This window comes from Flavobacterium sp. TMP13 (assembly GCF_050847115.1).
Classification (GTDB): Bacteria; Bacteroidota; Bacteroidia; order Flavobacteriales; family Flavobacteriaceae; genus Flavobacterium.
Genome location: NZ_CP193656.1, coordinates 3,087,828 through 3,100,286 on the forward strand (window position 1 = coordinate 3,087,828; position 12,459 = coordinate 3,100,286).

General features: G+C 33.0%; 14 protein-coding genes and 1 pseudogene. 5 read left to right on the forward strand and 10 right to left on the reverse strand.

Annotated features, from left to right (window positions below):
* Positions 1 to 48 precede the first annotated feature (48 nt).
* The 6 genes from ACRASX_RS13360 to ACRASX_RS13385 form a co-directional block, all read right to left on the reverse strand.
* Positions 49 to 1,512, reverse strand: a complete 1,464-nt coding sequence (locus tag ACRASX_RS13360; RefSeq protein ID WP_432221580.1) for a magnesium chelatase — start codon at positions 1,510 to 1,512, stop codon at positions 49 to 51.
* 111 nt (positions 1,513 to 1,623) lie between these two features.
* Positions 1,624 to 2,742: a vWA domain-containing protein gene (locus ACRASX_RS13365; protein WP_432221581.1), complete on the reverse strand. Its 1,119-nt coding sequence runs from the start codon at positions 2,740 to 2,742 to the stop codon at positions 1,624 to 1,626.
* Between the two features lie 94 nt (positions 2,743 to 2,836).
* Entirely contained in the window at positions 2,837 to 3,229 is a 393-nt protein-coding gene (locus ACRASX_RS13370; protein WP_432221582.1) for a YchJ family protein, read from the reverse strand.
* Positions 3,216 to 3,437: a hypothetical protein gene (locus ACRASX_RS13375; RefSeq protein ID WP_432221583.1), complete on the reverse strand. Its 222-nt coding sequence runs from the start codon at positions 3,435 to 3,437 to the stop codon at positions 3,216 to 3,218. The genes ACRASX_RS13370 and ACRASX_RS13375 overlap by 14 nt, the downstream gene beginning before the upstream one ends.
* Before the next feature lie 10 nt (positions 3,438 to 3,447).
* Positions 3,448 to 3,600: a hypothetical protein gene (locus ACRASX_RS13380; protein ID WP_157492658.1), complete on the reverse strand. Its 153-nt coding sequence runs from the start codon at positions 3,598 to 3,600 to the stop codon at positions 3,448 to 3,450.
* A complete protein-coding gene (locus ACRASX_RS13385; protein ID WP_432221584.1) occupies positions 3,600 to 4,142 on the reverse strand; it encodes a hypothetical protein in 543 nt (180 codons plus the stop codon). The genes ACRASX_RS13380 and ACRASX_RS13385 overlap by 1 nt, the downstream gene beginning before the upstream one ends.
* 85 nt (positions 4,143 to 4,227) lie before the next feature.
* Here ACRASX_RS13385 and ACRASX_RS13390 point away from each other — a divergent pair, with 85 nt between their 5' ends.
* From ACRASX_RS13390 to ACRASX_RS13410, 5 genes and pseudogenes are all read left to right on the forward strand, one after another.
* The gene (locus ACRASX_RS13390) at positions 4,228 to 4,476 is read left to right on the forward strand and encodes a hypothetical protein (protein WP_066309124.1); all 249 of its coding nucleotides are present in this window, start codon (positions 4,228 to 4,230) and stop codon (positions 4,474 to 4,476) included.
* A gap of 153 nt (positions 4,477 to 4,629) precedes the next feature.
* Positions 4,630 to 5,070: a KTSC domain-containing protein gene (locus ACRASX_RS13395; RefSeq protein WP_066309123.1), complete on the forward strand. Its 441-nt coding sequence runs from the start codon at positions 4,630 to 4,632 to the stop codon at positions 5,068 to 5,070.
* Positions 5,071 to 5,316: 246 nt separating this feature from the next.
* A complete protein-coding gene (locus ACRASX_RS13400) occupies positions 5,317 to 6,078 on the forward strand; it encodes a DUF4369 domain-containing protein (protein ID WP_066309122.1) in 762 nt (253 codons plus the stop codon).
* Between the two features lie 18 nt (positions 6,079 to 6,096).
* Positions 6,097 to 6,483, forward strand: a pseudogene (locus ACRASX_RS13405) (peroxiredoxin family protein); the annotation flags it as partial.
* Between the two features lie 84 nt (positions 6,484 to 6,567).
* The gene (locus ACRASX_RS13410) at positions 6,568 to 7,137 is read left to right on the forward strand and encodes a pentapeptide repeat-containing protein (protein WP_432221585.1); all 570 of its coding nucleotides are present in this window, start codon (positions 6,568 to 6,570) and stop codon (positions 7,135 to 7,137) included.
* Here ACRASX_RS13410 and ACRASX_RS13415 read toward each other — a convergent pair.
* From ACRASX_RS13415 to ACRASX_RS13430, 4 genes are read right to left on the reverse strand one after another with little or no spacing between them, the layout of a single operon-like run.
* Complete coding sequence (locus ACRASX_RS13415) at positions 7,134 to 7,673, reverse strand: chemotaxis protein CheB (RefSeq protein ID WP_432221586.1); 540 nt, start codon at positions 7,671 to 7,673, stop codon at positions 7,134 to 7,136. The genes ACRASX_RS13410 and ACRASX_RS13415 overlap by 4 nt on opposite strands.
* A 23-nt stretch (positions 7,674 to 7,696) precedes the next feature.
* The gene (locus ACRASX_RS13420) at positions 7,697 to 8,506 is read right to left on the reverse strand and encodes a CheR family methyltransferase (protein ID WP_432221587.1); all 810 of its coding nucleotides are present in this window, start codon (positions 8,504 to 8,506) and stop codon (positions 7,697 to 7,699) included.
* Position 8,507: 1 nt separating this feature from the next.
* A complete protein-coding gene (locus ACRASX_RS13425) occupies positions 8,508 to 8,873 on the reverse strand; it encodes a response regulator (RefSeq protein WP_432221588.1) in 366 nt (121 codons plus the stop codon).
* 14 nt (positions 8,874 to 8,887) lie between these two features.
* Positions 8,888 to 12,448, reverse strand: a complete 3,561-nt coding sequence (locus ACRASX_RS13430; RefSeq protein WP_432221589.1) for a response regulator — start codon at positions 12,446 to 12,448, stop codon at positions 8,888 to 8,890.
* Positions 12,449 to 12,459 lie beyond the last annotated feature (11 nt).

The window sequence follows — 12,459 nt, forward strand, 5'->3', positions numbered from 1 at the left end:
AAAAGCGAGGAATTTGACTCCCTCGCTTTTTTTATAAATTCTAAAGTATTACAATTTACTAATGTAACTTCCGTACATGTCTTTGAACTCGTATCCCTGCGCAAAACGATCTTTGCTCAATTTTTTATATTCTACTAATGCCCATAGTACAAATTCCTTCATAAAATATAATTCTTTTTCATCCAATTTTGATTGATATTTTTTAAGTAGAGCAGATAAAGGCGAAACGTCGTCCAATACTTTTTGATACTCTTCATCTGTAGCATCATCTAAAAGCTCAAATCCACTTTCTGTAAAAAACCATTCTACAATATCAGTATACGGTGTTTTTGCATCTGGTCGTTCTAGTTTTTCAATTTTTGGAAAGTACACTGGAAAAAGTGTTTGAATAGCAGAACCAATTAAGTGCTGTGCTACCGTGGCTGCTCCCTCCTGCTCTCCTTCATAAACTAATTCTACTTTTCCTGTTATTGCTGGAATTATTCCCATAAAATCAGACAATCGCAATGTAGTATGATCTGCACCTGCTTTTAACGCTCGACGTTCAGCAGTACTTAATAAATTTTCAAAAGCAGTAATACTCAAACGGGCACTTACGCCGCTTTTATTATCAATGTATTCGCTATCTCTAGCTTCAAAACTAATTTGCTCTAATAAATCTTTAGCTAGATTTGGAACATATACTAATTCGCTTTGGTGTTTGTCTAATTTAGCCTCTTGTTCTGTAATGGTCCGTGCAATTGCAATACTTTCAGGATAATGGGTCAAAATTTGAGACCCAATTCTATCTTTCAACGGTGTTACTATACTTCCTCTATTGGTGTAATCTTCTGGGTTAGCTGTAAACACAAACTGCATGTCCAGAGGCATGCGCAATTTAAAACCACGAATTTGAATATCTCCTTCTTGTAAAATATTAAACAAAGCCACTTGAATTCGCGCTTGTAAATCGGGTAGCTCATTAATTACAAAGATGCAACGATTGGCACGCGGAATCATTCCGAAGTGAATCACGCGGTCATCTGCATATGATAGTTTAAGATTGGCTGCTTTAATAGGATCGACATCCCCAATTAAATCAGCAACAGTTACATCTGGAGTAGCTAATTTTTCAGAAAAACGTTCTGAGCGATGCAGCCACTTAATAGGAGTCTCATCCCCTTTTTCTTCAATTAAATTTTTAGCAAATCTCGAAATTGGATGAAACGGATCGTCGTTTATTTCTGAACCCTCAACATAAGGTATGTATTCATCTAACAAGTCAATCATTTTTCGAGCTAACCGTGTCTTTGCTTGGCCGCGAAGTCCTAATAAGTTAATGTTATGCCTTGATAAAATAGCGCGTTCCAGTTCTGGAATAACAGTATTTTCAAAGCCATGAACTCCTTCAAAAGCTGATTTACCAGTTTTGATTTTTTCACGCAAGTTGTAACGCAATTCATCTTTAATAGATTGGCTTTTATATCCTGATTGTTTTAGTTCGCCGAATGTATTTATGTTTTCTATTTTCATGTTTTACTTTATATTAAAGATTGAAAAATTTGATAAATTTAAGATTTCAATATTTATTTTTATTTACAATTATTTTATCCTAACTTTTGTATTTAAGTAAGTTAAGTAACATTACTTAATCTTTTTCTTTCTATTGGTTTCGTAATCTTCAAATATCATTTCTCCCAAACCTTTTAATCCGGTGTAAAATGCTTTTCCTTGGTTTGCTTCTGTAAAATGATTCACAAAACGTTGCAAGTATGGATCTTGAGCGATCATAAAAGTGGTAATCGGTATATGTAATTTTCGAGCTTGTTGCGCCTGATTGTAGCATTTGTCAACAATGTATTCATCTAAACCATTACTGTTCATATAATACGAACCATCGCGTTCTCTTACGCAACTTGGTTTACCATCAGTAATCATAAAAATTTGTTTATTTGTATTTCTTTTACGACGCAAAATATCCATTGCCAACTGCAAACCTGCAACAGTATTGGTGTGATACGGTCCCACTTTTAAATACGGTAAATCTTTAATAGCAATAGTCCACGCATCGTTACCGAAAACGAGAATATCTAAGGTGTCTTTGGGATAACGAGTCGTAATTAATTCGGCCAGTGCCATCGCTACCTTTTTGGCAGGGGTAATTCGATCTTCACCATATAAAATCATGCTGTGCGAAATATCAATCATGAGTACGGTACTCATTTGCGATTTATACTGCGCATCTTCAACCACGAGATCATTTTCAGTTAGTTTAAAACCGTCCATACCATTATTGATCTGGGCATTTTTCAAACTTTCAGTTAAAGAAATTCGCTCTAAACCATCACCAAAATGAAATTCTCTAAATTCGCCCGTATGTTCGTCTCCACTTCCCGAATATTTCGTTTTGTGGTTTCCAGATCCAGAACGTTTTAGATTACCAAAAATTTGATCTAAAGCTTGTTGTCTAATAGCGCGTTCCGTTTTAGCGGTGATTCCAATTCCGCTTGTTCCGTCCTCTTTCAGTTCGTCTTTGATGTAGCCTTTTTTCTTCAAATCTTCAATAAAATCATTGATAGTATAATTCTCATCGGTCAATTTATATTCGACATCCAGTTCGCGAAGCCAACTAATTGCTTCGTCAAAATCACCCGAAGTATGGGTAATTAACTCCTTGAAAATACCAAAAAGCTTTTCAAACGGAGACTGGAAAGGTGCCTCATATGTTTTAAAATAAAAACCTTTTTTGTGTTCGTTTTTCATACTTCTAAAATTACTTCATTTAGATTGAGTTAAAAAAGAACGTTTACTAATTTTTAGTTAAAAGAAAAGCAATTTTGAATTACAATAAAATCGTTTATTCGCCTTTTAAAAAGTACCATTGTGCGTTTTCCATTATAAAAGTAGAAAATTCATGGTGGATTTGCTTTACCTGATTTTCATCAGTGTAGAAGGCTTTAAATTCTACTGTATTTTCGGTGAATTTTATGATCTCCAACAAAATCCATTCATTGGCAGTTGACCATTCTAAAATAGCTTCCTTTGAATAATTTTTTCTTTCAGAGCCATATGTAGTTTCCATAAGATAATCTGCATTATGAGAGGCAAATGCAGAATACCTCGAACGCATTAATGCTAAAGCAGTAGGAGCTTTTTTATTAGTATGGTACAAGCCGCAACATTGTTCATATAATAAACCGGTGTCGCAGTAACATATTTTCTGTCGCGTAAATAGATTATTCGGCTGCATTTATTTTTTGGTGCAATTGATTGAGTAAAACTTGATATTTACTAATTTCTCTTAGATCTTCATCTTCTTCAGCAAAATCAAGTAATTCGTCTAACTCTTCACTTACTTCGACCAATTTATTATTCGCCGTCTTTAAATCTTTGGTAGCAATTAAGTCAATAATTTCTTGTACTGTTTCTTTTAAGGCTGAGAATTTATCGCTTTCCATATATTTATAATTAATTTTCTGTTGTGTTAGTGTCTTCGTTGTGCTTTTTAACAATCTGTTTCAGCATTTCTTTACGATCTGCTGCTGCTTTTTTGACTTTATCTTGCGCTTTGTGCAGTTTGTCGTTGTGTTTTTTAATATTTCTTTCGTTATTTCTACCCATTATATTTCTCGTTTTATATCTTCTAAAGTTTTTTGTGTAAAAATAAGCTCGTTTATTATTTGGGTACGCAATTCTTGAATGTCATCATAGTCAAAATATTTTGCCCAAGAAGTCAATTGCTGTAAGTTCCGAATTTGTTTGATTCGCTTAGTGGTTTCAAAAGTGGTTCGTAAAATTGCTTTATTATCATAAGCTGGGTTATTTTTATGCTGATACGTGACCGTATTATTTAGCAGATCAGCTTCGATATAATAGAGTCTATCTTCGTTGTTATCAGGAAAAAAAGAAGTCCATTTGGCAAAACCAATTTTATATTTAAAATCTGTTTCTGGATCTAAAGCGATTAACCTCCATTTACTATTGGCTAATCGTCCCCAATGATTTGATTGCCGATACATTCCTTCTTCGGTGTAATAATAAGCACTTCCTGCTTTACTTTCAAACTGAATTTTTAGACCGTTTATTTCGTCAATTAAAACTTCATTAAAAATACAAAAGGTATTTTTGAAGGAGTTTGGACTGGGTCTGAAATTTTTTTGCATGTGCAAATATAATTAGAATGCTTTAAAACAAACGTGCAATCTCAAAATGATTACCTTTGCTCCTTCATATTAAAATACAAAAACAATGTCGAAAGAGATAGATCCAAAAATGCTAAAAAAAGGAATTTACACTGGAATTCTAGAGCAAGATGAAAATAATAATTTTTTTTGTGGCGAATTCTTATTGGATTATAAAGTGGCAGCATCAAATTTTAAATTAGGTGATGTAATTACAATTAAGACCGTTATAGAGAACCCAAGCGACATTAGCTATAATAAATACCCAAAAAAATCTAGAAATTTTGATAAGGCTAATATGAAGCCAGAGCAATAAAACGTAGTACTTAAAGTTTTAAGTGATAGAAATAACCGAATATATTTTGGCTCTATTCTGAAAAGTTAAAAAAAAGTGTACCTTTGCAAAAAATTTGTCGATTTGAACTAAATCAGTTCATTTTTAAATACAGACAAGTAGTTATCTTTATTTATGAAAAAAATTGTTGAATACCGCAAGTTACTAAACGTAGAAAAAACGGCTGAATTAAAAGATTTAAAAAAGATCTATCGTGATGCGATGAAAGAATCTCATCCTGATAAATTTCAAGGAGACGCTGCAGGTTTAAAAGATGCAGAAGATAAAAGTAAAGCTATTATCGAAGCATACCACTTTTTGGTAAGTATTAATCCTGAAACGATTAAAGCAAATTTACCAGAATATACAGAGACGATTGCAACGGCAACAATTAAAGATTATAAATTTGTTGAAGGTCGTTTAATTATTGATTTTTCTAACGGAAGTGTTTACGAATACATCAGTGTTCCAAAAGCAACGTACGTAAAAATGGTCAATGCAGATTCGCCAGGTCGTTTTGCTAAAAGACACATTTTGAATAGCTTTACTTGGAGAAAAAAGATCAACCAAGACTAAAGTTTAGTTCGTATAATCATACAAGAAACACTCATTTTATGGGTGTTTTTTTTTGAATGACAATTTAAATTATACATTTTCGCTTGCCGTATAAGCAAAAAATGACTTTAAACCTTTGTTAAGTTATTCAAAAACAAATACTTAAAAAGTACTGAAACTATAACAAAAATTTAGGTTTCAAAAATTTTTCTACTTTGTATTTTTAGATACATTTGCTCTATAAAATCAATTAACTAATTTATTATAATGAAAAAAACTATTTTATTCTTATCGCTTGTCCTAGCCGTTGTTTCTTGCAGCAAAGTTGGTAAAGGCGAATACATAATTTCAGGTACTGCTACAGGAGTAGAAAACGGAAAAACAGTTATTTTACAAACACAAGATCCGGTTACGAAAGCAATTTTAAACTTAGATACTGTAAAAGTTGAAAATGGTAAATTTGAGATTAAAGGTAAAGTTACAGAACCAGCTTTTCACGTTTTAAATTTTGAAAGTTTAAACGGACAAGTACCTTTTATCCTTGAAAGTGGTGAAATTAACATCGTAGTTAATAAAGACAGCATTCATAAATCTAAAATTTCTGGTACTTACAACAATGATGAGTATGTAAAATTTAATGATGAGATGATGGTGCTTCAAAAGAAAGCCAATGATTTTCAAAAGAAAAACATGGAAGTAATGCAAAAAGCACAACAATCTCAAGATACTGCGACTATCAACGGATTGATGAAAGACTTCATGAAAATACAAGAAGAATCAGCTACACAATCTAAAGCAAAATATGCTGGATATGCTGAGTCTCATCCAAAATCATTTATCAGTGTATTAATTATTCAAAGTATGTTAAACGATCCATCAGCTGACGTTGCTACTATTGAGAAATTATACAATGGATTGGATGAATCTATTAAAAACACTAAACCAGGTACTGCTGTTAAAACAAGTATCGGTCAAATGAAAATGCCTGCTGTTGGTGCTTCTGCTCCAGCTGTTGGTAGCCCTCAATGAAGAGCAGATTTTTCTGCTCCTAATCCGGAGGGAAAAACAGTATCTCTTAAAGAAAGTTTAGGTAAAGTAACAATTGTTGATTTTTGGGCATCATGGTGTGGACCATGCAGACAAGAAAATCCTAATGTTGTTGCAATATATAACGATTTGCATAAAAAGGGTCTTAACATTATCGGTGTTTCTTTAGATAAAGATGCTGCAAAATGGAAAGAAGCTATTGCAAAAGACAAACTTACTTGGACACACGTTTCAAATTTAAAGTTTTGGGATGAACCAATTGCTGCTCAATATGGTGTACAATCTATTCCTGCAACTTTTATATTAGATGCATCAGGAAAGGTAGTTGCAACAGATTTACGAGGCGATGCTCTTAGAGCTAAAATTGAAGAATTGTTAGCAAAGTAATTTTTTAAGATTTTATATAAAAATGTTGGAGCGAAAGTTCCAACATTTTTTTTATGCAAATTTCAGTATACAAAAACAAAAGCCATGTCTGAATATATTGTTGACCAAAACTATAGCGATATTACTTATAACGAGGAAGATTTAAATTTTAAAGAATTTGAAGGCTGTACATTCCATAATTGTAATTTTTCTTCTTGTAGTTTTAAAGCTTTAAGCTTTATTGATTGTGTCTTTGATCGGTGCGTTTTTAATGAAGCCAGAGTGAATCACGTTTCATTTAGAACGGTTACTTTTAAAAATTGTCATATTGTAGATGTTAATTTTGCTATGTGTGATCGCATTATTTTTGAAGTACATTTTGAAAATTCTACTCTAGATTTTTCGAAATTTTATAGTTTAAACCTAAGTAATGCCACTTTTTTTAAGTGTAGCTTAGTTGCAGTCGATTTTATGGATACTAATTTATCCAGTTTAGCATTTAACCACTGTGATTTGTATCGCGCCGAATTTAGAAAAGCAAATGCCTCGAAAGCAGATTTTAGCACGAGTTACAACTTTACAATTGATCCAGGAAAGACAAAGCTTAAGAAAGCATTATTTGCGAGAAGTGAAGTAAAAGGATTGCTTTTTAAGCACGATATTATTGTTAGTTAAAGATTTGAATTTAAAAAATTAATAATCTCATCTTCGTCGAAGACAAAGTCGGGATCAGAATTTTTCATTGCAAAATCTGGCATATAAGGTATTTCGGCAGTTTCTGGTTTTTGCACGATAGTGATACCTCCTTGTTTTTGGATAATTTGTAAACCAATAGTACCATCTGCGTTCGCTCCAGAAAGTAAAATGCCTACTAATTCTTGTTTGAACATATAAGCCGCCGATTCAAAAGAAACATCAATACTTGGACGACTGTAATTTACTTTTTCTGAAGCGTCTAATGCAATTGTATTTTTATCTTCAAACAACAAGTGATAATCAGAAGGTGCTACATAAATGACGCCAGGTTCAATTAGTAATTTATCTTCAACATACTGTAATGGAATAAACGTTTTAAAAGCGATTAAGTCTTCTAAAATTGTATCAGCTGTATTTTTACGATGTACAACAATTACGATAGCAAATGGAATAGGAAGCTGTATCTGCGGAAGTATTTTAATCAATACTTGCAAACTACCTGCAGAACCTCCCATTATTAACAATTTACATCGTGATCTCATTGTGTTTTTTTCCAAATTTTCTCTTTCCGGAGCTGTTGAAATTTACTATCTCCTAAAGTATATTTAATAGTTTCTTTAGAACCTAAAGCCAAATAACCTAAAACTGCTAGGCTATCATCAAACAATTTTATAGCTCTTGATTGCAAATTGTTATCAAAATAAATCAACACGTTTCTACATAAAATCAAATCAAATTCGTTGAACGAGTTGTCTGAAACCAAACTGTGTTGCGAGAAAACCATTTTTTCTGACAAATCAGAATCAAATTTTGCAATATTAAAATTAGCACTGTAGTACGAAGAAAAATCTTCTTGACCTCCAGAGGCTAAATAATTCTCCGAATATTGTTTCATCATTCGCAAAGGAAAAACACCTTTCTTTGCGGTTTCTAAGACACTTGCGTTGATGTCTGTTGCGTATAAAAGTGATTTATGCAACAAGCCTGCTTCTTTAAGCAGTATAGCCATCGAAAAAACTTCTTCTCCCGTCGAACAGCCCGCATGCCAAACTCTAATAAACGGTTTGGTTGCCAGCAACGGAATTACTTCTTTTCTTAAAACAGAAAAAAAAGAAGGATCGCGAAACATTTCAGTAACATTTACCGTAATTTCTTCGACCATTCGTTTATAATAATTCTCATCTGAGCGAATTCTGTATAAAAATTCATGAAAGTGACTGAAGCCATCCATTTGATAAAGCCTGTCCACACGTCTTTTTAAGGAAGCTTTTGAGTAGCTTCCAAAGTCAAATCCGTAATGTTCATACACGTCATTAATGAGTGCTTCTAACTCTATATCTTCTATCATTTTAAATCGTATCTAAGGCAGCGAGCATTTTATCTACATCAATTGGTTTCGAAATATAGTCGTCTGCTCCTGCTGCTAAACATTTTTCTTTGTCACCAACCATTGCTTGAGCCGTTACTGCTATAAGCAAAACATCTTTTCTAGCCGGTATTTTTTTGATTAATGGAATTGCTTCATAACCGTCCATTTCGGGCATCATCATGTCAATTAATATCGCATCAAATACATCTTCTGATTCTAATATTTTCAATGCTTCTTCTGCACTTAAACAAGAAATACATTCGAATGATTTCGCACGTAATGTAGCCGTCAATGCGAATATGTTTCTTGGGTCGTCATCAATAATTAAAATTCTCTTTTTAGTCATTTTGTAACAAATAGTTAGTTAATTTTATCGTATAACCATACTCTCAATAACGAAAGCAATTGATCGATGTCTACAGGTTTTGTTATGTAATCTGAAGCGCCCGATTTAATGCATTTTTCTCGATCTCCTTGCATTGCCTTTGCTGTCACAGCAATTACAGGCAGTTTTTTGAAGTGCGATTTCTTACGAATTTGTTCTGCTGTTTCGTAGCCATCCATATTTGGCATCATCATATCAAGTAATACAATATCAACGTCTGGATGTTCTTCTAACATTTGTAAAGCTTCTTTGCCGTCGATTGCGCTAATACAATTCATTTTAAAAACCTCCAGCGATTTAGTTAATGAATAAATATTTCGCACATCGTCATCAACGATTAATACTTTTTTACCATTCAGAATATTATTCAATAAATTTAATTTTTTAGCAACTTTCGAGCTGTCTTTATTTTCTTCTACCAAATGCAAGAATAAAGACACTTCATCTAGCATTCTTTGGTACGAATGGGCTGTTTTTACAATAATAGAATCCGCATATTTTTTAATTTTCACTTCTTCCTTCATCGACAAACTCTTTCCTGTAAAAACAATAACAGGTAAATTTTCTAATCCAGGTGTTTTCTTCAAACCTTCTAAAATATCGTAGGCCTGCTTATCCGGTATTCCCATGTCTAGAATTACACATTCTACTTCTGGATCTTTTAAAGCGTTCACTCCATCTCCTATTTCACTTTTAATCTCGGAGTTGATGTTGTATGTTTCTAAGAAATAAGCCAATGCTTGCGCATGCTGCGGATTATCTTCAATAATTAAAACTTTTTGAAATTCTTTATTGATAATTTGCTCTATTTTTTCAAAAACCGAAGGAATACTTTCAAATGCAACCGGTTTGTGCAAGAAATTAACAGCGCCTTTTAGTAAACTTTCCTGCTTCAATTTATGTGAAGACATAATATGAACTGGAATCGGACGGGTTTGCACATTTCCTTTTAATTCTTCCATCACTTCCCAACCGCTTTTCATAGGTAATTCTACGTCTAACAAAATTCCGATTGGTCGATAAATTAATGCATAATTAAGAGCGTAATCACCTCGAACAGCTACAACTCCTTTATAACCTTGATCGCGTGTAAATTTTAATAACGATTTAGCAAAATTAATATCGTCTTCGACAATTAATATTACCTTGTCTGTTGGAATTAAGTTTTCTCTGTCATCTGCTATTTCACTTGGAATTACGGTACTTAAGTACTTTCTTTCAAAGGGCTTATCAGCTGTTGAAATAACTATCTCTTTTTCAGTTAGTTTAACTTTTTTCTTCTTTTTTGGTCCTTTATCTCCATAAACTGGTAAACACAAAGTAAATTCACTTCCTTGATTAACAGTACTTTTTAGTTTAATTTCTCCTTTTAATAGTTTAGTCAATTCACGGCTAATCGATAATCCTAAACCAGTTCCTCCGTATTTACGTTTGGTAGAGCCATCTGCTTGTTGAAAAGCCTCAAAAATCAAAGGTTGTTTGGCAAGCGGAATTCCAATTCCACTATCGGTAACAACAAAGCAAATTGTTTTTTTATTAGTTGGATCTACTTTAATTTCAAATGTAACCAGACCTTTTGCGGTAAACTTGATAGCATTTGAAATTAAGTTTTTAAGAATTTGCTCTAAACGCATTTTGTCAGTTCTAATAACAGCAGGCGCTTCGTCAACATTAATCTCAAAACCTATACTTTTTTCTTTGGCTACTTCAGAAAATAAGTTCTTCATGGTGTTCGCAATTTCTTGAGTAGAAACTTCTAAGAACTCCAGTTCCATTTTACCAGCTTCAATTTTAGAAAGATCTAAAATCTCGTCAATCAAGCCCAGCAATCCATCTCCTGAGCTTTGAATCACTTTTGCAAATTCAATTTGTTCCTCATTCATATTGTCATCATTATTTTCAGACAACAAACGACTCAGTAATAATATTGAATTTAAAGGAGTACGCAACTCATGAGACATATTTGCTAGAAACTCCGACTTGTAACGTGTGGTAATCTCTAAATCCTCTGATTTTTTTTGAATTTCACTGTTTTTCTCTTCTAATAAAACACTTCTTTCTGCCAACTCTTCATTGGTTTGTTGCAGCTCTTCTTGTTGCACGCGCAATTCTTCTTCAGACGCTTGTAACTTTTCAGTTTGTGCTTCTAATTCTGCATTTATAGCTTCCATTTCGCTATGCTGAATGCGCAATTCTTCCGATTGTGCTTGAGTTTCCTCTAATAGATCACTTAAGCGCTTACGATTCATTGTAGATCGCAACCCAATACCAATATTGTTGGCTACTTCATTTAAAAATTCGATTTCTATATCAGTATATCCATTAATACTTGCTAATTCAATAACTCCTTCAATTTTGTTATCTCTAACAGGAAAAGCAACAATATGTTTTGGTTTAATTTTACCCAACGCATATGAAATTTGAATGGCACTATCGTCAATCACTTTAAGTTCAAGCAATTTATTTGATACGGCAGCTTGACCAATCAATCCTTCGCCTACTTTAAATTTTTGACGCTCTGGAGTTGCGATATGACTGTAACCTGAAGTTGCATGCAAAACATTTCCTTCTAATAAATATAATACGCCAGCGCTGCTATTGGTATAAACGGCAAGAAATTTAATAATATCATCAGACAACGGATCAATTAATTTTTCTCCCAGCATCACCATATTTAATTCGGCCATACCAGCTTGCAACCATTCTTTATCACCTAATAACTTAAAGGAGGTAGCTAAAGATTTACCCATATTATTAAGAGAAGTGCTTACGCTACCTAACGTATCGCTTTTACTCTCTTCTACTTCAATTTCATAATCTCCTTCGGCAATTTGTGTCGCTACTTTGCTAATTGTTTCAATTCGCAACGCAGTTTCTTCTTCTTTTTTCTGAAGTTCTTTTTGCAATTCAAGTCTTTGCTCGTAATCTTTTAAAATACGAATTAAAAATATAACACTAATAAAAAGTGCAATAGCAAACGCGATAATAATTAATAATGAACTGTATTTCCCATATTCTTCAGAATTTTCGATTCGATCAATTAAAAGACCTTGTTCTTCGCTCTCGATGCGCTTTACGAATCCTTTAATTTTAGCCATTAATTCTTGACCAGCATCCAGATCGTAAGCTAAAAACTCTGCTCCATTTTTTTTCTCTATAATCTTTCGATTTAAAAAGCGGAAATACTGGTCTCTTAATGGTTTCAACTGCAGTAAACGTTTCTGTTGTGCAGGATTGTCTAGCGTTAATTCTTCAACAACGTTAAAAAACGAGTCTACCTTACTCTCATTTAACTCGTAGTTCTTTAAAAAAGAAGTTTTACCTGAAACCAAGTAACCTCGCATGCTGGTTTGTGATTCGAGCATTAGCGAATTTCCCTCATTCAAGTTGTAAATTATATCTTGAGTGCGATTGACTAGATTATTACTATTTAATAGGCTTCGAATACTAATAAACGAAGCAGTTGAACTAATCAATAATATAAGTACTGATACTGCCGAGCTTATTAAAACGTTTCTTCTAAAATTTCCGTTCATGAATTTTGGGG

Excerpts from the sequence above, each read along its gene's own strand:
- ACRASX_RS13415 (WP_432221586.1), bottom strand. The coding sequence starts at position 7,673 with ATGGGAGGTTCTGCAGGTAGTTTGCAAGTATTGATTAAAATACTTCCG.
- ACRASX_RS13420 (WP_432221587.1), bottom strand. The coding sequence starts at position 8,506 with ATGATAGAAGATATAGAGTTAGAAGCACTCATTAATGACGTGTATGAA.
- ACRASX_RS13430 (WP_432221589.1), bottom strand. The coding sequence starts at position 12,448 with ATGAACGGAAATTTTAGAAGAAACGTTTTAATAAGCTCGGCAGTATCA.
- ACRASX_RS13395 (WP_066309123.1), top strand. The coding sequence starts at position 4,630 with ATGAAAAAAATTGTTGAATACCGCAAGTTACTAAACGTAGAAAAAACG.
- ACRASX_RS13360 (WP_432221580.1), bottom strand. The coding sequence starts at position 1,512 with ATGAAAATAGAAAACATAAATACATTCGGCGAACTAAAACAATCAGGA.
- ACRASX_RS13370 (WP_432221582.1), bottom strand. The coding sequence starts at position 3,229 with ATGCAGCCGAATAATCTATTTACGCGACAGAAAATATGTTACTGCGAC.
- ACRASX_RS13390 (WP_066309124.1), top strand. The coding sequence starts at position 4,228 with ATGTCGAAAGAGATAGATCCAAAAATGCTAAAAAAAGGAATTTACACT.
- ACRASX_RS13380 (WP_157492658.1), bottom strand. The coding sequence starts at position 3,600 with ATGGGTAGAAATAACGAAAGAAATATTAAAAAACACAACGACAAACTG.
- ACRASX_RS13385 (WP_432221584.1), bottom strand. The coding sequence starts at position 4,142 with ATGCAAAAAAATTTCAGACCCAGTCCAAACTCCTTCAAAAATACCTTT.
- ACRASX_RS13375 (WP_432221583.1), bottom strand. The coding sequence starts at position 3,437 with ATGGAAAGCGATAAATTCTCAGCCTTAAAAGAAACAGTACAAGAAATT.
- ACRASX_RS13365 (WP_432221581.1), bottom strand. The coding sequence starts at position 2,742 with ATGAAAAACGAACACAAAAAAGGTTTTTATTTTAAAACATATGAGGCA.
- ACRASX_RS13410 (WP_432221585.1), top strand. The coding sequence starts at position 6,568 with ATGTCTGAATATATTGTTGACCAAAACTATAGCGATATTACTTATAAC.
- ACRASX_RS13400 (WP_066309122.1), top strand. The coding sequence starts at position 5,317 with ATGAAAAAAACTATTTTATTCTTATCGCTTGTCCTAGCCGTTGTTTCT.
- ACRASX_RS13425 (WP_432221588.1), bottom strand. The coding sequence starts at position 8,873 with ATGACTAAAAAGAGAATTTTAATTATTGATGACGACCCAAGAAACATA.